Source organism: Lentimicrobium sp. L6 (assembly GCF_013166655.1).
Lineage (GTDB): Bacteria > Bacteroidota > Bacteroidia > Bacteroidales > UBA12170 > UBA12170.
In genome coordinates this window covers 41,510-67,832 of record NZ_JABKCA010000015.1, presented here as the reverse complement: position 1 = coordinate 67,832, position 26,323 = coordinate 41,510, and the positions used below count along the sequence as shown (strand labels likewise).

General features: G+C 34.0%; 20 protein-coding genes. 11 read left to right on the top strand and 9 right to left on the bottom strand.

Going from position 1 to position 26,323, the window contains the following annotated elements:
- Nucleotides 1-36: 36 nt before the first annotated feature.
- The 3 genes from HNS38_RS05685 to HNS38_RS05675 form a co-directional block, all read right to left on the bottom strand.
- Complete coding sequence (locus HNS38_RS05685) at nucleotides 37-1,137, bottom strand: 7-cyano-7-deazaguanine synthase (RefSeq protein ID WP_172277279.1); 1,101 nt, start codon at nucleotides 1,135-1,137, stop codon at nucleotides 37-39.
- 115 nt (nucleotides 1,138-1,252) lie between these two features.
- Nucleotides 1,253-4,114, bottom strand: a complete 2,862-nt coding sequence (locus HNS38_RS05680) for a T9SS type A sorting domain-containing protein (RefSeq protein ID WP_172277282.1) — start codon at nucleotides 4,112-4,114, stop codon at nucleotides 1,253-1,255.
- 170 nt (nucleotides 4,115-4,284) lie between these two features.
- Nucleotides 4,285-5,172: a lipopolysaccharide assembly protein LapB gene (locus HNS38_RS05675; protein WP_172277285.1), complete on the bottom strand. Its 888-nt coding sequence runs from the start codon at nucleotides 5,170-5,172 to the stop codon at nucleotides 4,285-4,287.
- Between the two features lie 221 nt (nucleotides 5,173-5,393).
- On the opposite strand from HNS38_RS05675, the gene HNS38_RS05670 reads away from it, so the two are divergent.
- From HNS38_RS05670 to HNS38_RS05630, 9 genes are all read left to right on the top strand, one after another.
- A complete protein-coding gene (locus HNS38_RS05670) occupies nucleotides 5,394-6,641 on the top strand; it encodes an aminotransferase class I/II-fold pyridoxal phosphate-dependent enzyme (protein ID WP_172277288.1) in 1,248 nt (415 codons plus the stop codon).
- A gap of 277 nt (nucleotides 6,642-6,918) precedes the next feature.
- On the top strand, nucleotides 6,919-8,268 hold the full coding sequence (locus tag HNS38_RS05665) for a hypothetical protein (protein WP_172277291.1): 1,350 nt from the start codon (nucleotides 6,919-6,921) through the stop codon (nucleotides 8,266-8,268).
- Nucleotides 8,269-8,368: 100 nt separating this feature from the next.
- Complete coding sequence (locus HNS38_RS05660; RefSeq protein ID WP_172277294.1) at nucleotides 8,369-9,301, top strand: hypothetical protein; 933 nt, start codon at nucleotides 8,369-8,371, stop codon at nucleotides 9,299-9,301.
- 72 nt (nucleotides 9,302-9,373) lie between these two features.
- Nucleotides 9,374-11,305 carry a glycosyltransferase family 39 protein gene (locus HNS38_RS05655; protein ID WP_172346132.1) on the top strand — a complete coding sequence of 644 codons (1,932 nt, stop codon included), beginning with the start codon at nucleotides 9,374-9,376 and terminating at the stop codon, nucleotides 11,303-11,305.
- 282 nt (nucleotides 11,306-11,587) lie between these two features.
- Nucleotides 11,588-12,043 (top strand): 50S ribosomal protein L13, encoded by a 456-nt coding sequence (rplM, locus tag HNS38_RS05650; protein WP_172277300.1) that lies wholly within the window; start codon nucleotides 11,588-11,590, stop codon nucleotides 12,041-12,043.
- Nucleotides 12,044-12,045: 2 nt separating this feature from the next.
- Entirely contained in the window at nucleotides 12,046-12,432 is a 387-nt protein-coding gene (gene rpsI / locus HNS38_RS05645; RefSeq protein ID WP_172277303.1) for a 30S ribosomal protein S9, read from the top strand.
- 96 nt (nucleotides 12,433-12,528) lie between these two features.
- On the top strand, nucleotides 12,529-13,359 hold the full coding sequence (rpsB, locus tag HNS38_RS05640; protein WP_172277306.1) for a 30S ribosomal protein S2: 831 nt from the start codon (nucleotides 12,529-12,531) through the stop codon (nucleotides 13,357-13,359).
- Nucleotides 13,316-14,233 carry a translation elongation factor Ts gene (gene tsf, locus HNS38_RS05635; RefSeq protein ID WP_371742913.1) on the top strand — a complete coding sequence of 306 codons (918 nt, stop codon included), beginning with the start codon at nucleotides 13,316-13,318 and terminating at the stop codon, nucleotides 14,231-14,233. Before rpsB ends, tsf begins: the two co-directional genes overlap by 44 nt.
- A 676-nt stretch (nucleotides 14,234-14,909) precedes the next feature.
- A complete protein-coding gene (locus tag HNS38_RS05630) occupies nucleotides 14,910-15,425 on the top strand; it encodes a response regulator (RefSeq protein WP_172277309.1) in 516 nt (171 codons plus the stop codon).
- Nucleotides 15,426-15,511: 86 nt separating this feature from the next.
- Here HNS38_RS05630 and HNS38_RS05625 read toward each other — a convergent pair whose 3' ends face one another.
- From HNS38_RS05625 to thiL, 6 genes are all read right to left on the bottom strand, one after another.
- A complete protein-coding gene (locus HNS38_RS05625) occupies nucleotides 15,512-17,419 on the bottom strand; it encodes a Na+/H+ antiporter NhaC family protein (RefSeq protein WP_172277312.1) in 1,908 nt (635 codons plus the stop codon).
- Between the two features lie 20 nt (nucleotides 17,420-17,439).
- Nucleotides 17,440-19,341 carry a 1-deoxy-D-xylulose-5-phosphate synthase gene (gene dxs, locus HNS38_RS05620; RefSeq protein ID WP_371742917.1) on the bottom strand — a complete coding sequence of 634 codons (1,902 nt, stop codon included), beginning with the start codon at nucleotides 19,339-19,341 and terminating at the stop codon, nucleotides 17,440-17,442.
- Nucleotides 19,342-19,575: 234 nt separating this feature from the next.
- Nucleotides 19,576-21,309: a C69 family dipeptidase gene (locus HNS38_RS05615; RefSeq protein ID WP_172277318.1), complete on the bottom strand. Its 1,734-nt coding sequence runs from the start codon at nucleotides 21,307-21,309 to the stop codon at nucleotides 19,576-19,578.
- 148 nt (nucleotides 21,310-21,457) lie between these two features.
- Nucleotides 21,458-22,399, bottom strand: coding sequence for an NAD(P)-dependent oxidoreductase (locus HNS38_RS05610; protein ID WP_172277321.1), 942 nt, complete (start codon nucleotides 22,397-22,399; stop codon nucleotides 21,458-21,460).
- A complete protein-coding gene (gene uvrC, locus HNS38_RS05605; RefSeq protein WP_172346131.1) occupies nucleotides 22,400-24,205 on the bottom strand; it encodes an excinuclease ABC subunit UvrC in 1,806 nt (601 codons plus the stop codon). It lies immediately after the preceding gene.
- A gap of 8 nt (nucleotides 24,206-24,213) precedes the next feature.
- The gene (gene thiL / locus HNS38_RS05600; protein WP_172277328.1) at nucleotides 24,214-25,266 is read right to left on the bottom strand and encodes a thiamine-phosphate kinase; all 1,053 of its coding nucleotides are present in this window, start codon (nucleotides 25,264-25,266) and stop codon (nucleotides 24,214-24,216) included.
- A gap of 155 nt (nucleotides 25,267-25,421) precedes the next feature.
- On the opposite strand from thiL, the gene HNS38_RS05595 reads away from it, so the two are divergent.
- Complete coding sequence (locus tag HNS38_RS05595; RefSeq protein WP_172277331.1) at nucleotides 25,422-25,619, top strand: hypothetical protein; 198 nt, start codon at nucleotides 25,422-25,424, stop codon at nucleotides 25,617-25,619.
- 275 nt (nucleotides 25,620-25,894) lie between these two features.
- Nucleotides 25,895-26,299, top strand: a complete 405-nt coding sequence (gene mce, locus HNS38_RS05590; RefSeq protein ID WP_172277334.1) for a methylmalonyl-CoA epimerase — start codon at nucleotides 25,895-25,897, stop codon at nucleotides 26,297-26,299.
- Nucleotides 26,300-26,323: the final 24 nt, after the last annotated feature.

The window sequence follows — 26,323 nt, the reverse complement described above, 5'->3', positions numbered from 1 at the left end:
GAATAAATGATGATAGGTTTTGATTGTTTCCATATTTTAAGTCATTACTTTTTCCCTGACAAAGGCAAAAACCTTATTGGCTCTTGAAATATTTTGGCTATAAACCCCTATAGGAATATTATTAATGGACTCTAAATCTTTATCCACGAGATTTAAATAATCCATGATCCATTTATAATGAACAGGTTCCTCCGTTTTCTTATCTTCTGCAATAATCTTTTCCGCCTCTGCTTTTGTTAATTCCTGATTGCGGATCATATTATTAATTTGAGGAAGTCTTCGTGAAGAACCAAATCTTTTATCTCGAATAAAATTGCTAAATGGTTCAGCAATGCAATCGAAATGACGAGTATAATCAGAATCCTCAGAATCGCTCCAGTTTAGTTCTTTTTTGATAATCTCTCCAATTTCGAAATCCGAGGGCAGATCTTCGTAATACAATATATTAATCTTTCGACCAAACCTCCCCAATTTGGTTTGGACAAAGGCAGAGATAAAATTCATCCTTGGATAAATTAAAAACTCGTCGATCTCTTGTTTACTGATTTCTGGACTTTGGGCTAAAATGGTTCTCAATCTTTTTTGATCGTATATGTTTTCTTTGGTAAATGAAGTATGTTCTGCGGGAGAATGTCCCAGTAGAATAATGGGTATTTTATAATCTTCAGAAACTTTAAGCATGCTTCGCTCTATTGCCACACCACAAACACCACATATTTCTCCAGATTCCAATAAAGAAGTTCTGTACATTTTTCTTAAAACCTCTTTATCATGCCTATACCAAACATGGTCTACCTCTGCTTTAGCTATAGTTTTCTCAATATTCTCTTTGGCTATATCACTCATGAAGCCATTATCCAAAGTATAAGTCAATACTTTCAATTTATACTTCTTTAGCGCCAAGTATAACACATAAGTACTATCCTTTCCTCCACTCAATGGAACTAATGCATCATATCGATGATTTTTCTTTTTGATATTAGAGAACAAATCTAAAACCCCATTAGAAGGCTTGGGAACAAAAGGCGTATATTCTTGACATTGATTGCAGAGGCCACTTTCATCAATCACTATATGGCTCAACATATCATGATTAAGACAGGTCTTACATTGCCTCGATTTAGTTTGTGATTTCATTCTATTTGGTTTTACCCTCCGAAATTATACAGATATTATAAGTTCAGCAATAGGGGAAATCACTTATTCTTTAAAAACGTCAACCATTTCAATTATAAAACAGCTTTTAGAAAAGCTATTTCAAGGAATAATCGGATTTCACCATTTTGATATTACTATATCCATTTGCGGTAAAAATCCGGAGGATATATATACCATTTGGAGACTCCTCAGGAATACGAACACTTGCTATTCCTCCATTATTATTCCATGAAATTGGAATGAATTGGCCAGTTAGAGAGAGGAGTTGGATACCTTGTATTTCTTCATTTTCTGAAGTAATTTTCATCTGATTTACAAATGGATTCGGTGAGATGCTGAATCCTGAAGTTTGCAAATCATCAATACTTGTATAATTGGTATCACAGACACTCCAGTTTGGACTTTGATACTTTTTGAATCCTGCACTATCAAAACACAGCAATTCATATTTGTGCAATAAATAATCATCCATTTGTGCAAAAGGATAAAATGGATGCTCTTCACAACCCACTCCCTCTAACCAATGAAGCTGGCCTGTATATGCAGCATCTGCCTCTGCGTACTCTAAAGTTACCCTTATCCGAATTCTATCAAACTTTTCAATATCCTCCACTTTTGTCACAGCAAATGCGGCTGTATCCTTAGCAATCCATTCATACTGATTCCAGCCCACATAAGCAGTATCACCAACAGCTAGCGTGTAATCATAAAGTAAATATTCTTTTGCATTACAATCTTCTCTATTTCGATAATATGCTTTTTCATGATTCGCTCTGATATATGCTCTTTTATTGATATCTTCGAAATTAATTTTGGAGTATCTGTTTCCGCAGAAAACAAAATCATTTGTATAATTATAACTTTGAGTTGTAGCAATATTTGGTATTTCAGTTTTCAAATCCAAAACATTCCATTTTGGCTGTTCATTTATCATTGAAAACACATCATCAGAATAGTATCCTTGGTCATAACACATTTCGTTTATTTCCTCTTCAGTATTACAACCCTCAGAATTGTTCTCAAATCTTATATAATCTGTGCTTATAAATTGACAAATACTCTCCACACTGCACATAGAAAGTAATGGATTGTTTTTTATTTCAACAGATTCTAAGTCTGCATTATTTATACCTTGCAGGCTACTTAATCGTTCATTATTTGCAATATACAAGTGGTTTCCTATTTTACTTAGGTTCTCCATGCCTATTAAGTTCTTTATAGAGTCACAATTATAAACTGTAAGAGTCTGAGAAATCATCTTCAAAGTCTCAAGTCCATTAAAATCCTTTAAGCCATCGCAACCTGAAATACCTAAAGACTTATTAATCTTATTAATATCGCTAAATCCAGAAAGCTCTTTGAGTTTATCTAAATCTTTAAGGAACAAAGAACCATCAAGAGTATTTAATTTGGGAAAACCGTAAATAGTTTTTAAACTATCTAACCTTATCAGGCTAATTCCACCTGTATATTCTAAATTTTTAATACTAGCAATTTCCTTCAGGTTTCTACAATTCTCAATCAATAAACTACCTGACAATGTTTTCAAGGAATCCAAATCATCAAGAGAAACTAAACCGTGATTATTCAACACAACAAAGTCCCCAACTACACTTTCTAGGTTATTAAATCCTTCTAGGCTTTCAAGCCTATTATTGGTTTGTATAGTTACAGTTCCACCAACTACATTTAACTGATCAAAACCATTTAAGTCAAATATTGAATCCAGTCTCAACAATGTAAAATTACCTTTAATATAATTCAATGAACTAAAGTTAGCACAATTCTTTAATTGAGCTCCAAAACTTATATTAAATTCACCCCCAACATATTTCAATTTTTGAAATGCATTTATGCTCTCTATTTTTTTAAGCTTATCAAGTACCAAATCACCAGTGACACTATCTAAATTTTGAAAAGCACTGAATTCAGCAAGCATACGTCCATCTTTAATAGTAAGGTTGGTAATTTTCTTCAAGTTATCAAAACCTGAAAAAGATTCTAAACTATCGTTATACCTAATGGTAAGACTATGAAGTTTTCGTAATCCTGTACCACCTAAACCGGAAATATCTTTTAGCCTTTTATTATCCTCTAAAAGGATATAATTCACAGAATCTAGGTTTGGAATACTATTCAGAGTATGTAGACTCTTGTTATCATTAATTTTCAGTCTCTCAATGACCTCTAAGCTTTCAAATTTAATAAACTCCAAATTTTCATTGCTTTCAATCGTCATATTCTCAGCTTTAACTAAACCAGGGAAATTAACCTCCTGCAAACTATCGTTTACAAGAATATAAAATTGCTGTCCTGCATTTTTCAGATTTTGAAATCCTGTAACTTTTTTTAATGACTTATTACTTCCAATATATATTAAAAACAAACTATCAGTTTGATTAAACCCTGAAACTTCTTTTATTAAATCGTTACTGCTAAAGACAAACGATGATTGAATTGTTTCTAAATTTTGAAAAGCTGAAAGGTCTTCTAAAATTTTTGTTCCAGACACTCTAAATCCGCCACCTATAGAAGTTATATTTTGAAAAGACGAAATATTTAGAATAGAATCCGTTGACATTAACTCTAACTCACCTTGCAAACTAGTTATTTTACCAAAACAATCAATATCCTTCAATCTTTTTATATTAAAGAAATTGATTCCATAAACCGATTCAATGTTAGACAAGCCTGACACACTAGTCAATTCATGACAATTATTAACCTGCAAGTCACCTTCAATTTCGGTGATTTGATACAAGCTATCCAAATTCACAATATTATCACCGGAAATAATTAAACTTCCCTCAATAATGCTACACTCAGGATAATTTATTGGAAACTGATCAACCTGTTCCTGACTACTAAAAGTAATACCATCGGGGAAACAGCCTTGGGAGGTTGCTAAATTTGTGAATAAGAAAACGAATAAAATAGGAAGTATAGCTTTTTTCATGACAAAACATTTAATTGGTTATATATGTTAAGTCGTATATCAATGAGCCTAGGGTGCCTGAAGAAATAAAAAAAATTCATCAATCTATCCACGAAAACAAACTCAACGAACTATGAATCTGATTTACAATCAATTAGATGAAATAGAATTTAAAAAGATGAGAAAAAGAATTACTTAATAAAAGACTTATAATACTGAGATTTCTTTTTATCATCGAAGCGGCCATAGATATTGGCCATATAACTGGCATACTTTTTACCGTCTTCCATATTCCAAAGGGGCTCAAAATACTTTAAGGATTTTTTGAAATCCGCAGTTACTATATCTAATTGCTTCAAAAGGATATTATACTGTTTGTTGCTTCTATTCTTATTGTATTTATCCATTTGAGTTTGGTAGCGATTCTCTGCTCTGTTATAATATTTCTTGGCCAACCAAATTAAAGCCTCTTCGTTCTCCCCATTAAAAACTAATAATTGCTCAGCCAACTCATCGCATTTTTCTGTCTGCTCCAATTCCTTATTTAAATCGAAATATAATTGAACATAAACCTCCTCAGATTTTGATTCATTATCCATTTTTTGCCAAGTCTCAGTGACAGCCTCATAATTATCGGCTTCCATATAGGTTTCAAACAAACGGTTTCTCATTGGAGTACTGTCTTTTTGATCCGCGAAGTGGTCTTTATAATATTCTAAAGCGGTAAGCTCTTTGCTTAAATTATCAATCATTCTGTATCGCTCAACCATCATCACATACATGTCGGCATCAGCATATTCTTTATGCCTAGCTTTATCAAAGTTTTGCTCCGCTTTCTCATATTGCTCCATAGCAAATTGTGCTTTGGCTATCTCAGCATAGGCCTTAGGATTTACTTCTAGCACTTTGGTTTCTTGCTCTTGGATATAGGTATTCCATTGATCTATGGATTGTTGATAAGCTCCACCTTCATAAGAAGTCATGGCCAATTGTTGATAATCGATAGTTTGCTTTGGGGTTCCACAAGCAGTAAAAATCACAGTTATAAGTAGTAAATAATAGAAAATATTTCTTTTCATGGCTTCTTCATTTGTCATCTGAGTATTCAAGACCATTTTCAAACGGACCTTTTCTTTTGCTCAAAAAATTAGTCGGCAAAAGTATAAAAATCTTTAAGCGCACATACTGTAAAATCTTGATCTTTATAATACTTTTACATAAAACACTTATTATAGGTTAATTATTACTTCATCTGATATTATTTTATAAATTTGCAAACCTTAATAAAACAGCCTACAATATGGATTTATTTGATAAAACTGAAGTAAACTTAGGCCCTTTGGGTCAATATGCTCAAAAAGCCGAAGGATATTATATGTTCCCCAAATTAGAGGGTGAACTTTCCAATAGAATGAAATTTCAAGGAAAAGATGTTTTAGTTTGGTCTTTAAATAACTATTTAGGATTGGGAAACCATCCTGAAGTTAGAAAAGCTGATGCCGACGCCGCTGCTGAGTGGGGAATGGCCTACCCAATGGGTGCTAGAATGATGTCTGGGCAAACGGAGTATCATGAAAAATTAGAGCAAGATTTAGCTACTTTCGTAGATAAAGAAGCTGGTTATTTATTAAATTTTGGATACCAAGGTATGGTTTCTATCATCGATACATTAGTGGATCGCCACGATGTTATTGTTTATGATAGCGAAGCTCATGCTTGTATCTTAGATGGTATGAGAATGCAAGTGGGTAAAAGATTTGTTTATCCACACAACAATATAGAGAACTTAGAGAAGCAATTACAACGCGCCACTAAATTAGCAGATAAAAACAAGGGAGGAATCCTCGTGATTACCGAAGGTGTCTACGGTATGGCTGGTGATCTTGGTAAATTGAAAGAAATTGCTGAGTTGAAGAAAAAATATCAATTCCGTTTATTAGTTGATGATGCACATGGTTTTGGTACTATGGGAGCAACAGGAGCTGGAACAGGTGAGCATTTAGGATGTCAAGACGAGATTGATGTTTACTTTGGTACTTTCGCTAAATCTATGGCAGGAATTGGTGGTTTTGTTGCTGGTAATGCTAAAATGATCAAATTTTTAAAGTATAATATGCGTTCTCAGATTTTCGCCAAATCTCTTCCAATGCCAATGGTTATTGGAGCTATTAAGCGATTAGATATGATTAAAGAAAGCCAAGAGCACAAAGATAAACTTTGGGTTATCGTGAATGCTTTACAAAAAGGATTAAAAGAAAAAGGATTTGATTTAGGTGATACAGAATCTCCTGTAACTCCAGTAATGTTAAAAGGTGGAGTTCCTGAAGCCACACAAATCACAGCTGACTTAAGAGAGAATTACGGTATTTTCTGCTCTATTGTTGCTTATCCAGTTATTCCTAAAGGAATGATATTATTACGATTAATTCCAACAGCAGTGCATACTTTGGAAGATGTTGAATATACTATCAAGTGTTTTAGCGAAGTGAAACACAAACTTGAAACTGGTGTTTATGAAATGACATTTAAAACAATGACTGCAGAGTAAAGGCAGCCTAGAACTTATATGTTTATTCAGAAAGTTTGAATTCGAGGCTTGTGAAGTCCGATAATTGGGAGTTTACTTGTGTAAATGACCAATTATAGGGCAAGCGTAACCAAGAAGTCGGACTTTATAAACAACACAAAATAATTTGTTTTAAACCCAACATAATTTAAAAAGCTCGTAATTCGATTATTACGAGCTTTTTTATAAATTCGCAATAAAATTTTCCTTGAACCCATTTAGCATTTCATACTCCTATTTATGCATCCAATTTATTGGAATGCTTCAACTAGATCTGTCTATTCTGCAGTTTTCATCAGAAAAGAAAATCACCTACCCACTATGGAAAAGGCTGTGGAGAATATACAAATTCCTGAAGAGAGCGAAAAGAAAAAGAAAGCAAGAGGAAAAGAATCAAAAGAACAAGAAAAAAGAGGAGCGCAATAAGGAAAAGAGATTCAGAAGAAGAAAACGATGGAGAAAAATAAAAGTTGTTGCAAGAAGTTTTGTTAAACGAGGAAAAATAAGTCAACGAGCCAAAGCTGCCATTGCAGAACAAAAGAAACTTGACGATTGGCGCAGAAGGAAGAAAAACCGTTTATACAAGGTCTACTTCAAAGGTTTCTTCAAAAGAAAAGCCAAACACCCCAGACAGATAGAACTCATAGCACGTAAGAAAAAAGAAAAAGCTTTTCAAAAATATCGTAAGAGAAGACTTTATAAATTCGTTCTTAAAAAAAACAGAACTATTATTGTCAATTTTCTAAAAGGGAAAGGATTACCTCCTCGAAAAAAGAAAGGCCCTTCTCTTTGGTTGCAAATCTCTAAAAAAGATCAGCTGACTATTTCTACTCAGTCACTCATGATGTTTTTAATGAGTTATTTCTTTATTGAGCTTTTCTCAAATTTAAGCATGGCTACTACCTCATTACTTTTCGACTATAAGACAGTGGTTTATTATTATAATATTGAATTTTTGGTGGATTACGATGCTTGGTATGCCGACTCCATAAAAACTATTTTTGCTACAGGCCCTATTGTCTCTTTTATCATTGCAGTATTGAGTCTTATTATATATAGCATTGTCTATTTAGAAACAGGAGTATTAAAAACCCTCCTCCTTTGGGCAATTCTTCATGGAGCCAATCAGCTTATTGGAGGAATATTAATTGGCAACCTATTAGGAAAAGGCCTTGGTTATGTGATCATGTATATGTACTATTCCGATACAGGTAAGCTTATCATGTCACTACTTATCATTATGAGTTCAGTAATAGTAGGGACAGTTTCAACCAAATACTGGATCATGTCGGCCAATTCTTATTATAATTACTCCAAACCATATAACAGACCTCTATTCATAATCAGCCAAGTATTCATACCCTATGTCGTAGGAACATTTCTCATTTGGTTGATTTCACAACCAGAAGTCATGCGGTACGATACCTTAATCAACATTTCTATGATATTCATGATTCTCCCTATTCTTATTTTAAATAAATACTATCAAGAATATTATTTTGAAGAAGGAGAAATAAAAATCAAATTATCATATCGTATTGTCATTTTTGCTCTCGTCTTTATTGCTGCTTACCGCATACTTCTAGACCAAGGACTAAGAATTGGCTAATTAAAAATTAAAATGATAAAATTTGTTAAGGATCAGTATCTTTGCAAAATAAAATAAACAAGAATTAGTTTTATAAATAAGGAATTATAAATAACACCATATGGAGGCGCAAAACACACCAACCCCAACACAAAAAGGAACCAACAAAATGAAATTTGTTTGGATAGCCTTAGCGGTAATCGCTATTGCAGCTGCTGCATACTTTGCATGGAATAACAGTACCGTGAAAGCAGACTTAGATCAACTTGAACAAGAAAAAGCGATAATGAAGGCTGAACTTGAAGGAGAACTAGAAACCTTAATGGTGGAGCATGATAGAATAAAAGCAGAATATGGTGAATTAAGTGATAGCCTTTCTATCAAAGACAGCCTTATCATTGCTAACGCGAAAGAAATCAAAGACTTACTAAACTATAAATGGGAATTTTATAAAGTTAAGAAAAAACTAGATAAACTTAGAGTGGTAGCCAGGACCTATGTAGGCCAAATGGATTCACTTTATACTGTAAACAATGAACTTGTAGTAGAAAACAAAGAGATTAAAGCACGTTATAATGAAGAGAAAGCCATTAATAAAAACCTAAATAAGGAAAAAGCTCAACTTAGTGACAAAATAGTTGAAGCAAGTGTTTTAAAAGCTTACAATATGACAGCCAGCGCGGTCTACCTAAAAAAAACAGGCAAAGAAAAGCCTAGTGATAAAGCACGTAGAACAGACATTATTGAAGTATGTTTCACCCTTGGGAAAAATGTGGTTATAGAGCCAGGACAAAAAGAGGTTTATGTTAGAATCGCCCGTCCTGATCACAAAATCCTAACACCTGGTGTAGCCGAAGATTATGTATTCGATTATAAAGGAGAACAAATTCAATATTCTATTTTTGAGAATGTAGAATATGATAATGAAGCTCGCCCATTATGTCTTCGTTGGTTAAAGAAATATGAAAACATTGAAATGCAAGCTGGAGTTTATGAAATTACAGTATTTGCTAATGGTGAAGAAATTGGAAGTACAAGCTTGGAACTCAACTAAACGAAAATAGCAATAAAGAAAATCTAGGAGAAGCTGACAGCCTTCTCCTTTTTTTTATTTTACATTTGCATTATGTGGCTTCAGAAACATCAATATCAATTTGGCCTAACTATTATTTTAATAATAGCCGCTACTCTACGCTTCTATAATTTTTTCACGCTCCCCTATATGTGGGACGAACTAAGCGCCATAAGCCGACTGCAGTTCAATAGCTTTTCAGAGCTCATAGAGAAAGGCGTAAAACCCGATGGTCACCCAGCCGGCGTGCAAGTATTCTTATATTATTGGACCCTCCTATTTGGCAGAACAGAATGGATAGTTAAACTTCCATTCAATCTCATGGGATTGGCATCTATCTATTTAATTTTTAAAATCGGCCAAACTTGGTTTGGAGATAAAAGTGGAGTTCTAGCAGCAAGTTTCATGGCCACTTTACAGTTTTTTGTATTGTATAGTCCTGTTGCCCGTCCTTATATTAGTGGATTGTTTTTAACTTTAATGATGGTTCATTATTGGAGTTTATATATGTTTCAAAATCCTTCGAAGAAATTTCTAGCTGGATTTATCATATTTGCGGCTCTTTCTGCCTATAATCATCATTTTAGCTTGTTATTTGCTGCAATCATAGGGTTCTCAGGCCTCTTTACTATTCATAAAAGTCAAGTGAAAGAATATATTATATCTGGTATTTTAATATTTACCTTATACCTTCCTCATATGCCCGTTTTCATTCATCAACTAGGTATTGGTGGAATTGGTGGAGAAGGACTTTGGCTCAACAAACCCAATTACAGTTTCCCACTAGAATTTATTGATTGGGCATTTCAATTCTCAAGCACTATCCTCATACTCGTCGCAGCTTTCTTTGCTTATTCTATTTTCGGAGACAAAAGCACTATATCGACTAGAAAAACTACAAAAAACACCCTCCTCATTTCTTGGTTTTTACTGCCTATAACTATCGGACTAGGATATTCACTTTACATTAACCCAGTGATACAATACTCTATGCTAATATATAGCTTCCCCTATTTATTATTATTAATTGGCTCAGGTATTGAAAAAATGAAATGGTGGTCTTTTTATCCTAGCATTCTCCTTATTATTATTCTGAATACATTTAATTTAATAGAAAACAGAAAACATTACGAAATCATTTTTAAACAACCATTTGATATCACAGCTCAGATGCTCAATGAGAATAACAATTTAACAGAGGGCGAGACATTCATTATTTTCAACACTATAGAAGATTACCAGACTTTCTATTTCGCCAAATACGAAATTAAAAACCCAGCATATTTTAATGTTTATAAAGAGGAAATAAGTTCCAAAGAATTTAGTCAGATAATCAGTGCAAGAAAAGAAGACTTCATATTAGCTAGTGGAGTTCCAAGCAATTACATTCCCATCATACAACAGTATTATCCAAACTTGACTAAAAGAGTCGATGGATATACAGTAGAAAACTATCTTTTTAGTAAATCACGCATTCCCAATATCTTAAAAAATCAAGAAATAACAACATTCTCAGAGGAATCTAACAAAACAGGTTGGAAGTTTAATGATGCACGATTCGTAGAAGACAGCTTGGCTAATTCGGCCTATGAGTTTAAGGAGAAAGACGAGTGGGGATTAAGTTATTCCGATTCCATCAGCAAACTTAAAATAAAACATGGAGTCATAATTGAAGTAATTGCTGAAGTTATATGCGATACAAATGACCTTAATTCATTATTAGTAGGTACAATCCAGACCACCTCAGGCGAAACCATATGGCGTGGCGCACCTATGTCTTTAATCTCTACATCAAAAAAGAACCACTATAAAGCAATCCAAACTCTCGATTCAAAGATACTGGTAACCAAAAATGATTGGAACAACAGTATCTTGAACCTCTATATTTGGAATAAAGATAAAGAAAGCTTCAAAATACATAATATAGAAGTCTCTACTAGGGCTAATAATCCAATCCGTTATGGTCTTTTCAACAATCTTCAATAGAAATTCTTTTTTTCGCTTTGTGATATTAAAATAAAGCGTAATTTTGCCGCCCTTAGTACAACAACACCCCTGATTATTAATTTGTTAAAATTATTAATTAGAACCCTGACCATATCCGTTATTTGACGGTGCTTCACAAAACAAAGATATCAAAAGGCAAATTGGAAAGCTTCACACCAATTGTCTAAAAGCTTGATATAAATTTGGTTAAACAAGAAATTGTTTCTATTTTTGCAGCCCATTTTGAAAATGGATATGTTCAATTAAGTAAAACAATTGTAAATGAATACTTTAAGTTACAAAACAGTAAGTGCAAACAAAGAGACCGTTACTAAAGAATGGCTTCTCATTGATGCAGAGAATGAGGTTTTGGGAAGATTAGCTTCAAAAGTAGCTTACCTTTTAAAAGGTAAACACAAAGTTAATTACACTCCTCATGTAGATTGTGGTGATAATATTATCATTATCAACGCAGATAAATTTATTTTAAACGGTAAAAAGTGGGATCAAAAAACCTATATCCGTCACTCAGGATATCCAGGTGGTCAAACTGTTATGAAAGCCAAAGAAATGATGGAAAAAAAGCCATTTTTCATGGTTGAAAAAGCCGTTAAAGGTATGTTAATGAAAAATAAACTGGGAGCACAACAATACAGGAATCTTAATGTATATGTTGGAACTGAACATCCTCATGCAGGACAAAACCCCAGAACTATTAATTTAAATGAAATTCTGTAGCCATGGAAATTATTAATTCACTAGGTAGAAGAAAAAAAGCTATCGCAAGAGTATATCTCAAAGAAGGTAATGGACAAATTACTGTTAACAAAAGAGATTACAAACAATATTTCCCAACTGGTACACTACAGTATGTAGTTCGTCAGGCTTTGGAACTTACAGAATTAGCTGATAGATTTGACGTAGTTGCTAATTTAGATGGTGGTGGAATCAATGGTCAAGCAGAAGCCTTACGTTTAGGTATTGCTCGTGCATTGGTTAAATTCGACGAAGAAAACCGTGCTAAATTGAAAACTAAGAGCTTAATGACTAGAGACCCTCGTATGGTGGAACGTAAGAAGCCAGGTCAGCCTAAAGCTCGTAAGAAATTCCAGTTCAGTAAACGTTAATATTATTATCAAATATTGTTTAGTATCTAAATCAATTAGACTCCTCAGAGGACTACTTTTTGATTGAGAATTAAAGAATGTAAACAAAAATTAAAGATGGAAAAAGTATCTTTTGATCAATTACTCGATGCTGGTGTTCATTTTGGACACCTTAGAAGAAAGTGGAACCCAAGTATGGCTCCATATATCTTTATGGAAAAGAATGGTATCCATATCATCGACCTTTACAAAACACAGGCAAAATTAGAAGAGGCAGCTCATGCCATGAAACAAATTGCCAAAAGCGGAAAGAGAATTCTTTTCGTAGCTACCAAAAAACAAGCTAAAGAAATAGTAGCTGAGCACGTTAAAAAAACTAACATGCCTTACGTTACTGAGCGTTGGCCCGGTGGAATGTTAACAAACTTTGTTACCATTCGTAAAGCGGTTAAGAAAATGGTGACTATTGATAAGATGGCTAGTACTCCACAGTACAAGAACTTATCAAAAAGAGAAAGACTTCAAATCACTCGTGAAAGAGAGAAGTTAGAAAAAAACTTTGGTAGCATACAAGATTTAAACAAATTACCTTCAGCGGTATTTATCGTTGATATCAACAAAGAGCACATTGCTGTTGCAGAAGCTAGAAAATTGAACATACCCACTTTCGCAATTGTTGATACCAACACAGACCCTACTCTTATCGATTTTCCAATTCCTGGTAATGACGATGCTTCAAAATCAATCTCTACTATTGTTGAATATTTGACAAAGAGCATTGAAGAAGGTCTTACAGAAAGAAAAATGGAAAGAGAAAAGAATCAAGCTGATGAAAAAGCAGCAAAACAAAGCAAGAAAGCTGAAAAAGTAACTTCTGAAGAAGCTACTGAAAAAGCTGAAGGCGATGATTCTGGTGAGAAAAAACCAAGAAAAAGACTTTCTAAATAGTCTGAAGCGTAATAAAATTAATAATATTTTAATAAGAAAAAAGATGGCAAAGATTACTGCTGCTGAAGTAAATAAGCTTAGAAAGCAAACCGGAGCTGGTATGATGGATTGCAAGAACGCCCTAGTTGAAAACGATGGTGATATCGAAAAAGCAATTGATTACCTGCGCAAAAAAGGACAAAAAGTAGCTGCAAAGCGTTCTGATCGTGACGCGGCTGAAGGTGCTATTCTATCAGGAACAAATGCTGATAACTCTTTTGGTGCTGTTGTTATGATTAACTGTGAAACTGATTTCGTTGCGAAAAATGACGACTTTGTTGCTTTTGCTAAATCAATTTTAGATGTTGCAATTGAAAACAAGACTACTACAGTTGAAGATTTAAAAACTTTAACTATTGGTGGTCAAACAATCGAAGCATTAATTCTTGACCAAGTTGGTAAAATTGGTGAGAAAATTGAGATCGGTAAATTTGCAAGCCTTAATGGTGCTTATGTTAAAACATATATCCACCCAGGTAATAGGCTTGCTACCGTAGTAGCAATGTCTAAGAACGTTGATGGTGTTGATGAAGTAAGTAAGGATATAGCTATGCAAGTTGCTGCTATGAACCCTGTTGCTTTAAATAAAGATTTAGTGGACAAAACTGTTATCGAAAGAGAACTAGAAGTTGCTAAAGATCAAATACGCCAAGAAGGTAAACCAGAAGCCATGCTCGAAAAAATTGCTACTGGTAAACTAAACAAATTCTTCAAGGAAAATACTTTATTAAGCCAAGCTTTCATTAAAGATTCTAAGATAGATGTTGAAACTTATGCTAAGAATTTAGACAAAGATTTAACTGTATCTAATTTCTTACGTTTTGCTTTAGCCTAAACTAAGTGTTTTTTTATATAAAAACCATTCTTACCTATGTAAGAATGGTTTTTTTCATTTTAATAGACCTTTCAAATACTATAACCAAACTCTCATTATATTAGAATTCATTTATCTAACCCTCAGTAGACCAAAAATATTATTATCATCGATTTCTTGTGAGACAGAACAGAGAGATTTCAATGAATCCCTGGCACTAAATAACACCACAAAACAATCCTCAAATAAACGTTCGATATACATGTTTAAAAGTAACCATTCATTGAATAAACGTAATTTTTGATCATTCTATGTTACTGTTGAAACGACAACAATAAACAAAATTAAATAATTTTCACTAGCTAATTTTAAAGCAAAAAAAAGCAAGCTCTTTGAGGAAAAGCTTGCTAAGGAATGGAAGATGAGATTTATTCCTTTGTGTTACATCAATAAGGATAAAGTGATATAGGAATCACTTTCAGCAACAAATTTAATAGATTCATTTAGTTTTGTCACTACCAATGAACAAACGTGTGGACATATTGAATAAACTATGGATCTTATCGAATAAACGATTTATAAACTGTAATATTTCTATACTTTTCCAATCTAAACAATTGCATTTCAAGACTCTTTTTTTTATTTTAGACTAGCTTATAAAAAATAGTTTTATTATATTTACATAAAAAAGATTGATATGGAACCGAACAATTTAAAGAATAGGGCTAACGAAAATACATTGATCTATTTTGTTGATGACGATTTAATCTATTTAAAAGTGGTATCTCATGATTTAGAAAAACAGGGATATAAAAATGTACGCTCATTTAGTAACGCTAAAGACATCATAGAAGCTGTTAAAGAAAAGAAACCCGATATTAGTTTATTGGATTATCATTTGGGAGGCAAAACCACTGGACTAGATGTTTTAAAAAAAATTAAGCAAATTAGTCCTAGTACACAAAATATTTTCCTCACAGCATCAGACGATATTAATGTAGCCATTGAGACGATGAAAAATGGTGCCTACGATTACGTAATTAAAGGAGATACCGCTCTTATTAGAATCAATCACCTTCTTGGCAATATTTGTAATCACATTAGAGCCGATAAAAAGGGAAACGTCATATTATGGTATAAGATATTCATTATTATTTTAATCATATTGGTAGGAGTTTTAATAGGAATACAGAATTACGGGCCTGCTTTGTAAATAGTCTTTCATTTATCTTTGATATTAAGGTTACCTCATATATTCATGAATTTTAGAAAGATATTCAAATATATAAGATGCTATGATTAGGTGGTTTTGCCGAAATACCTAATGACCATGAACAACAAGCCAAAACCCAAAATATAAGAAAGTATAATAGGAAAGCCAAAAGCCACGGGAAGTGTCCCTAGTAATAAAGAAACCCCTCCTACAGAAAGCGCATAAGGTAATTGCGTCCTAACATGTTCAATATGATTACATTGACTAGCTAAGGAGCTCATAATAGTTGTATCGGAGATTGGACTACAATGATCACCCATGACAGAACCAGCAAGAATTACAGAGACGACATTATGGAAAAGGACAATAGATTCATCATAGGATAATCCTGCTTCTGTTGCTAACAACCAAATTGCAGGAAGCATTAATGGATACAAAATAGCCATCGTTCCCCAAGAAGAACCAGTAGAGAAAGCTACCAAGGCAGCTAAAACAAATGCCAAAGCAGGGATTAAATATGGACTAATCTGTAAATCGATTAAACTACCTGAAATAAATTCAGCAGTATGAATATTCTCTGTCAATGCTGCCAAAGCCCAAGCCAAAGTTAAAATTAAAATAGCAGTGAGCATGATCCTAAAGCCATCAACCATACTATCCATAGATTCTTTAAGGTTTAATAACCTTTGAGAAACACTAAGGATTACCGCAATAAAAACACCAGCCAAAGATGACCATAACAAAGCTACATAGGAATCTGCATTACCAATGACACCACTCAAATTACGATAGAAGCTCAATTCACTCGACCAAGTAGAGGATTCTAATCCTGTGATCACTAAACCAGCGATAGTACCAAAAACTACAACAAGAACAGGAATTAATGCATTAAAAGCGTGAGGTTTCACTCCTTTTTTAGGCTGATAAGAATCATCAAGCGGGGTTTCTTTTTCGATTTCCTTCAGCACTATATGTTTGATCTTTATTTCAGCCTTCCTCATAGGACCAAAATCGCGACCTGTAAAGATAACCATCAAAACAAACCCAAGAGTAAATATGGGATAAAAGGAATATTGTAAAGAATTAAGGAAAACTACATATGGAGTCTCGTGTATATTTAATTGTTTTATCCCATCCTGAATATAGCTTAACTCAGCCCCTACCCATGTTGTAATTAAGGCTATTGAAGCAATTGGAGCTGCAGTAGAATCAACCAAATAAGCTAGTTTCTCTCGCGAAACCTTTAAACGATCTGTTACCGGACGCATGGTATTCCCGACCACCAAAGTATTGGCATAATCATCGAAAAATATTGATATTCCTAGCAACCAAGTGATAAACTGTCCAGATTTTCTAGTTTTAGCATATTTACTCAGAAAAGCTACTACTCCCGCCATTCCTCCATTTTTGGTAATAATATGCACCATCCCCCCTATAAGCATAGAAAAGACAATAATTGAAAGATGCCCTGGATCATTTAAGGCTCCAATAATATAATCAGTTATAATACTGAAAAAGCCTTTATAAATAGCAGCAAAGAAAGACTCTCCATAGAAAAATTGAATGGTAGTGGTTCCAATAAATATCCCCATAAATAAAGCAGTAAAAACTTCCTTAAAAACTAAAGCCACAAAGATGGCTACAAGGGGAGGGATAATACTAAACCAAAGTGGTATCGGATTAACTTTTACTTCAATAACACCGTGGGTGGATTCAAGCTTAATAATAGATTCCACATCAATTTTAATGGGTAGGTATGCATATCCATCTATGATTTCCAGTGTTTCAGCTTTCCCATTTACATAAACATCAAGAAAAGAATCTGAAGCATTTACTTTTATAGGAAAATCTAGTTCAATTCCCTGCATTATGATGAGTGGTTTCTCAACAGACCAAGCTGTAGTTTCTTGAGAAGAAACGGACTCAACTTTTCCCACTAAAAGAAAGAATAGGGCAAATAAAAAGACTAAACTTGAATATTTAATTGGATTCATCCTAAAAGTTTAGGGCGAATTTAATAAAAAGACTGGATGCAAGCTATAATTCCGGAAGAATCATAACCACAAATAGCTTTTAATTCCTCAGGTTTTCCATGTTCAATAAATTCATCAGCAATTCCAAGGTTTTTGATTTCCCCTTTAAACTGTAATTTATTTTTTAGTTCGGAAATTGCCGAAGCAAGACCACCTATTAAAGCACCATCTTCTATGGTAATAATTTTATCGAAACGCTCAAAAACCTCCTTGACCAATTCTTCATCTAAAGGCTTGAGAAAACGTAAATCATAAACTGCAGGCTTCTTGTCCGACTCAATTTTTTCAATAGCTTTCAAAACTTCTACACCAACAGTTCCAATACTCAAAATTGCTAAATCTTCTCCATCTCTTAATTGACGACCTCTACCAATTTCTACTTTTTCCAATTCACAAGCCCAATCCACATGTGAACCACGTCCTCTTGGAAAACGGATAGAGAATGGACCTTCTTTATAATCTTTAGCGGTATTCATCATATACCGTAACTCCCATTCATCAAGTGGAGCTGCGACAATCATATTTGGGATTCCTCTAAAATAAGCTAAATCAAAGACACCATGATGGGTTGGCCCATCCTCTCCTACCAAGCCTGCTCTATCCAAACAAAAAACTACAGGTAACTTTTGTAAAGCTACATCATGAACCACCTGGTCATAAGCCCTTTGCATAAAAGAAGAATAAATATTACAAAATGGTTTCATTCCAGAAATAGCTAATCCAGCAGCAAAAGTAACAGCATGCTGTTCTGCAATCCCAACGTCAAATACTCTCTCAGGATATTTCTCCATCATAAAATTAAATGAAGAACCGGTGGGCATAGCAGGGGTTATCCCAACGATTTTTTCATCTATTTCAGCTAACTCCAGTAATGTTTTCCCAAAAACATCTTGAAATTTGGGCGGGATACTGTCAGCTACCTCTATACTTTTTATCAATTCTCCTGTCCTGCTATCGAAAGTACCTGGAGCATGAAAAGTAATTGGATCTTGCTCCGCGGTAGCTAACCCTTTACCTTTCTTCGTTATGATATGCAATACTTTGGGGCCAGGAATATCTTTTAAATCAGATAATACCTTAACCAATCTTGGCAAATTATGACCATTCACCGGACCAAAATATCTAAAGTTCATCGATTCAAACATATTACTACTCTTGAGGAGGGTAGTTTTAATGGCTGAATCTATTTTACTTGCAATTTTCTGAGAAGCCAGACCTAATTTATCCATCTTCCCCAACATATTCCAGATATCATCCTTCAATCTATTATAAGTCTTGGAGGTTGAAACATCAGTTAGGTATTTATGGATAGCACCCACACTTGGATCTATGGCGATTCCATTATCATTTAGAATGACAAGGATATTAGAATTGCTAACACCAGCATTATTAAGTGCCTCCATAGCCATACCAGCCGTCATGGAGCCATCACCAATGATTGCAATATGCTGCCTATCAATTTCGCCTTTTAAACGCGAAGCTTCTGCCATACCTAAAGCAGCAGAAATACTAGTAGAGGAATGTCCTACACCAAAAGCATCATATTCACTTTCACTGATTTTTGGGAAACCAGAAATCCCATATAGCTTTCTATTGGTATGAAATTCGCTTTTTCGGCCTGTTAATATTTTATGCGGATAGGCTTGATGACCAACATCCCAAACTAATTTATCATAAGGAGTATCGAATACATAATGTAAAGCAATACTTAATTCGACAACCCCCAAACTAGAAGCCAGATGGCCGTGATTAGTTGCTACCACATCAATAATACATCTTCTAACATCAGAAGCTAATACTTGCAATTCTTCTTCTGTAAGATTCTTTAAATCTGTAGGTAAATTAACCTTTGATAATATTTTGCCAAATTGGTTTTGCATAATTCGCAAAATTAGATTTTTATTGCATCCATAAGTCAGTTTTTGAGAATAAAATCCAATATCATTTAATTATTTTATAAAAATGCTGTTCTCCAATTCAATAGGAATATGTTATAATCAAACAAGGCATTTAAGATGATAATTAAGGGGACCTGATTCTTTATCATACAAAACTTAATATAACAAAAGAGGCTCAAAATAAATTTGAGCCTCTTTTATTATTTAATTAAATGATAATTAATGACCTCCGCTAGCAGGCATTTTTAGTTTATCACCTGTCTCATCTGCGATTTTCTTATACCACTTATCACCATAACCTGGCTGTTTCATATTTGGGTTTTGATGTCCAGGATTAGCAGTCTTGATATTACCATCCATGTATTTCATAAATAAGTATTTATAAAAATCTTTCCATGCATAAGTAACCATATCAGCTTGTGAACAAGAATAATGAGTTAAATATTCAGCAGCAGAATGAGGATTCTTTTCATAAAGAGCTACAGCACGTTGGTCAACCATATCAGTGTGCATCACAAATTGATCTTCAAACATTTGTTGTTTCTTTTCAACTTCTGGATGAATTTCATTATAACGAGTATAGGCCAAGTTTGTCACTTGATTAAATACCCAGAAAGCAGCATCATCAGACCAAACCATCATTTTACCATTTCCTCTTTCTAAAGTACGTGGGGCTTTGGTAATACTAGAATACAAAGGAACATAAACACAGCTAGAGGCATCATCAACTCCAAACCAAATAATTCCACCAACTGGATCTGGCAACCAAGAACGACTTTGAGAAATAAAAGAAAAACCTGTTTGTTGAGTAGCAGTAGCACGCTCGTTACAATAAGTTTCGCCATCTACTTTCCATGTCAATGGTCTCCAACGGTATGGATTTTCAAAAGCACCAGCTCCCATATCTTTACTCATATCTAATTCTGTTCCTTCTAAATGATTTCTCATAAAGAACATCATATCTTGAACAGATATTTTTCTGTTAGGCTTCACCCATAAAGGCATACGATTGGTTGGGTAATGATCTTTATTCTCATCACCATTGGCTAATTTCTTACCATGCTCAATATTACCTTTTACATATTCCCAATAGTTATTGGCATCATCAGTAATTTCATTAAACATAGACCAAACGCGAATTTCACAGAAACGCGCCCCTCCAAAATCAACTGGAGCATAAGAATCTGAGAAACTAAAGTTTTTATCTGCACCGGAGAAATATCCTTTTTCACGAGCAAAAGTGATAACGTCAGCAGCATAAACATTTTCTACTTCTTTATTGAAAATCTTATCCATTTCATCAGAAGAAATAGAAGTTTTTCCATCACTTAAAGGGAAAGTAGTAATACGAGCTTGATTGGCATGACCAGAAACATATCCATCAGGAATACGACGTGCTACCCAAACGGCACCTTTATTATCAGGTCCCTTGCTAATCAATTCCATAATCCAAACCTCATTAGGATCAGAAATAGAAAAAGATTCACCAGAACTATAATATCCATATTCAGCCATTAAACCAGCGATAGTTTTAATCGCTTCACGAGCATTTTTTGCTCTTTGTAAGGTGATATATATTAAACTACCATAATCCATGATTCCTTTTGGATCACGCAATTCTGAACGTCCACCATAAGTTGTTTCTCCTATGGCCAACTGAAATTCATTCATATTACCAACCACATTATAAGTTTTGGCAGCTTGCTTAATCTCTCCAAGATACTTTCCTGTATCCCATTCATAAACATCTAACATCGCATCCTTTGCCCATGTTGTAGCAGGCCAGTGATATAATTCACCATATAATACATGACTATCGGCGGCATAACTAATCATGGTAGAACCATCAGTAGATGCACCTTTAGTAATCAAATAATTGGTACAAGCGGAAGCTTGATGGCTTGAAAAGACCACCGTGAAAGCCACTAGTACAAGCACTAATATCTTCTTCATAAGTATTGTATTTTAAATATATAATTGACGAAGCACAAAAGTAAGTTTTTTGGGGAAATATACAAGGATGCTAAAGACAGGCTTGAACGCTATTTAAAATTAGTACAATCAAGGATAAATAAAGGATTTTATATGGGTATTCTCGAACCTATAGTAGGTTTAAAGCTGCTATCTTCTCCACAATAAAAGAGGATAGTTTTATATTAGATTCCATGGTCCAACCAGCAATATGAGGGCTCAATAAAACCTGATCGGAGGAGATTAATTTTTGGAAACTTTCGGGTAAATCTTCTTCTTTTAGCTTCTCAAAAGACACACCTTCAAACTCCAAAACATCTAATGCTGCTCCCAATACTTGTCCAGCTTCTATCCCTTTCATTAAATCAGCTGTGTTTACAACTGGTCCACGAGCCGTATTGATGAGATAGAATGGTTTGTTCATTTGCGAAATAAATTCATCATTGAACATATAGCGAGTTTCTTCGGTTAAAGGCACATGATAACTGATGACATCAGCTTGTTTAAAAACCTCCTCTAAAGCTACTTCTTGGGCATATTCATCAGAAAAATTGCTTTTATATTTATCGTAGGCAATCACCTTCATCTCAAAACCTAGAAGTCTTTGGGCAAAAGCTCTTCCCATATTTCCATATCCGATTATAGCCAATGTTTTTCCTTTTAGCTCAAAGCCTCGGTTTTCTTCTCTTATCCAGATGCCATTTCTAACTTCCTGATTAACTCTAACCAAATGATTTCTTAAGGCGAGAATCATTCCTAAGGCATGTTCAGCAACAGCATCGCGGTTTCCTTCAGGAGAATTGAGGCAAGCGATTCCTAAAGATTGGGCAAATTCTACATCAATATTTTCCATTCCCGCTCCAACTCTACCAATAAACTTTAGTTTTTTGGCTTGTTTCAGAATATGCTTGTCCATTTTAATTTTACTACGAATCACTACTCCATCATAATCAGCAATACAATTTAGATAATCCTGATATTTATAATCATCAAAATAATCGCATTGAAAGCCCATTTCCTCTAGTTCTTGAGGCAGGATTTCATGAGTAGTATCTATAAATAAAACTTTCATTTAATGAGTTTTAAAATATTCTATCAATAATTGAGCTTTTGATAAACCCACCTCTTTTTCTAAGGTCTTTAAATCTTGCTCTTTAATTTTCTTAACCGATTTAAATTTCTTCAGCAATAATTCGGTGGTCTGTGGACCAATACCTTTAATTTCAGTTAATGAAGTTTTTAATGTTCCTTTATCTCTTTTGCTTCGATGATGCGTAATTCCAAACCTGTGCGCCTCATCTCTTGTATGCTGTATGATTTTTAATGTCTCCGATTTTTTATCAATATACAAAGGTAAAGAATCACCAGGGAAATAGATTTCCTCCAACTTTTTGGCAATCCCAACAATGGTGATTTTTCCGCGAAGCCCTAACCTATCAAGACTTGAAACAGCAGCACTCAATTGTCCTTTACCTCCATCCACAACTATCAGTTGAGGTAAATCGGCATTTTCTTCTTGCAATCTTTTATAGCGTCGGTATATGACTTCGGCCATGGAGGCAAAATCATCGGGACCAACAACAGTCTTTATATTATAATGTCTGTATCCTTTTTTATAAGGTTTGGTGTTTTTAAACATCACCATGGCAGCAACTGGATAATCTCCTTGAAAATTGGAATTATCGAAACACTCAATATGACGAGGAAGTTCATTCATCCTCAATTCCTCTTTCATTTTATCGAGTATTCTTTTTACGTGACGTTCTGGATCTATTAAATCTTTTTTCTTTTTCTTATCCAACTGATAATACTTAGCATTACGCTCACTTAATTCTAAAAGATGCTTCTTATCACCAATTTTCGGGATAGTGATATAGATATTATCGAATGCTAAACTTATTTCAAATGGCAATAACATCTCTTCAGCTTCCAATCCATAAGTCTGCCTAATCTCAGCTATTCCCATTTCTAATAATTGTACAGGACTTTCCTCTAATTTTTTCTTTAACTCGAGAGTATGGGTTTGAACAATGGCCCCATCAATCACCTTCATAAAATTGATATAAGCAGCTTCCTCGTCTTCAAAAAAGGAAAATACATCCACATTTTTTATATTTGGATTCACCACCATAGATTTACTTCTATAGCTAGTTAAAACTTCTAACCTTTCTTTAAGCATTTGTGCCTTTTCAAATTCCATTGCTTCGGCATAGCTCATCATCTTTTGTTTCAACTCTTGAATTAAACTGGCTATGTTTCCTTTTAAAATCCTTGCTATCTCTTTTATATTTCCATCATAATCCTCTGTGCGTTGTTTTCCAACACACGGCCCCAGACAATTACCAAGATGGTAATCGAGACAAACTTTAAATTTACCAGCTTCTATATTCTTTTGTGAAAGATGATGAGCACAAGTACGAATGGGATATAATTGACGAATCAGTTCCAATATGGTTTTCATCATCTTACCAGAAGCATAAGGGCCAAAATACTGAGAACCATCATCAATTTTTTTACGCGTAGAAAAGACTCTAGGAAACGCTTCATTTTTAATACAAATCCATGGGAATGTCTTATCATCTTTGAGGAGGATATTATAACGAGGCTGGTACTTTTTGATAAGATTATTCTCCAATAAAAGCGCATCCACCTCTGTCTCCACCACTATAAATTTAAGGCTTACTATTTTTTTGACTAAAACCTTTAATTTTCCGCTATGATTTTGTAGCCCAGCAAAATAAGAAGAAACGCGTTTCTTTAGGTTTTTGGCTTTACCTACATAAATGATCTGCTCATTTTTATCAAAATATTGATAAACCCCTGGCTGGTGAGGCAAAGTTCTAATCTGCTTCTTTATGGCTTCATGAGCTTCATTCATAGAAAAAACTATTGTTCAGCTTTTAAGCCATCCCAACCTTGAGCTCTAATAGGAATGGCCTTATCAATTTCAGTAATCATCTGTGCTCCTGTCCCTTCATCCATCATATGACCAATAATGATAAAAGAATCATCATCCTTAATTTTCTCATAATCATCTTGAGAGATGGTAAACAAAAGCTGATAATCTTCCCCCCCATTTAATGCTAAGGTCGCCGGATGAATCCCAAAGTCATCAGAAACCTGATGGGTTTGAACATCCAAAGGAATTTTATTTTCATAGAGATGACAGCCCAATTTTGAAGCTTTACAAAGGTGAAGAATTTCAGAACCTAAGCCATCGCTAATGTCTATCATTGATGTTGGAATAACATCTAACTCCTCTAACTTTTTCACAATATCCACTCTCGCCTCTGGCTTTAACTGACGCTCTATAACATATTCAAAACCAGAAAACTCGGGTTGTACTTCAGGTGTTTTTTCAAACACTTTCCTTTCTCTTTCCAGCAATAAAAGCCCAGCATATGCTGCTCCTAAATCGCCAGTTGTAACCAACAAGTCTTTTTCCTTGGCTCCAGATCTTTTAACAATACGCTCCTCTTTTGCTTTTCCAATAACAGTTATTGAAATCACCAAACCACTAGTGCTGCTAGTAGTATCGCCACCCACTAAGTCAACATTATACTTGTCGCAAGCAAGCTTTATCCCCTCATATATTTCTTGCACAGCCTCTAAAGAAAAGCGATTACTTAATGCTATTCCAACAGTTATCTGAGTAGGAAGTGCATTCATAGCAGCCATATCAGAAAAATTTACAATAGCAGCTTTATAACCCAAATGTTTTAATGGAACATATGACAAGTGAAAATGAATTCCTTCCACTAATAAATCGGTAGAAACCAATACTTTTTCATCCTCCTTAAAACCAAGAATAGCGGCATCATCACCAATTCCTGTGAGAGTACTCTCTTGTTTAATCTCAAAATCTTTAGTTAAAATTTCTATCAATCTAAACTCACCTAATTCGGATATTTCGGTTCTTTTCTTTCTCTCTTCGAACATGCTGTATTATTTTTTTGCAAAAGTACAAAATGAATAGCACATATGGGTGATGATTATTTCTTGAATCAATTAATATTAGATCAGCTTTAAAATAGAAGAATTAAAGACGTTGATTGAAGTCATTTTTTTATTATTTTAGCCTAAACAATAATATTATGGAAAATTATAGTATATATTTTTGGTCTACATACCTCATGCTAGCCATTGTTTTTGGTTTGATTGGTAAAAACACAAAACTTGGTTTCTGGGGTGTTTTTATTTTAAGCGTGTTTTTAACACCTGCAATTGGTGTAGTAGTGATTTTAACGGCAAAACCCAAAGACAATAAAAAAAGAAAACTCTCAACAAAATAATGAGAATACGACCATTTCACTCATGCAATTATTATGCAAGCATAAATAAATATGCCCTATTTAGTTTAACAAAATCTAATCTGCACTGATTTTATTTAAAACTTGTTCAAATTAATTTTGTATAATTCTCTATATCAGGCGATTCCATATTTACAAAAACTTTAGGTTTAAGCAAAAAATACGGTGATATTTTTTGCTTTTATTGTTTTTTAGTTAACAGCTAAACAAATACTTTTGCAGTAATATTTTCAAGTAATAATAATAAATTTCAATATATGAAACCAACCCACATAGAGCACATAGGAATTGCAGTTAGCAACCTTGAAGAGAGCATTAAATACTACGAGGAAGTTTTAGGATTAGAATGCTATGCTGTTGAAGAAGTTACAGACCAGAAAGTAAAAACAGCTTTTTTTATGGTAGGTCAAACAAAACTCGAATTATTAGAAGCTACTGCTGATGATAGCCCAGTTGCTAAATTTCTAGATAAAAAAGGCCCTGGCGTTCACCATATAGCTTTTGCAATGGATGATGTAACTACTGCCTTAAATGATGCCGAAGCAAAAGGCGTACGTTTGATTGATAAAGAACCTCGTGGCGGTGCTGAAGGTTTAAGAATCGGATTCCTCCATCCTAAATCAACAGGTGGGGTTCTTACAGAGTTTTGTGGTAAAAAATAATAACATTCATTTGTAATAATTATA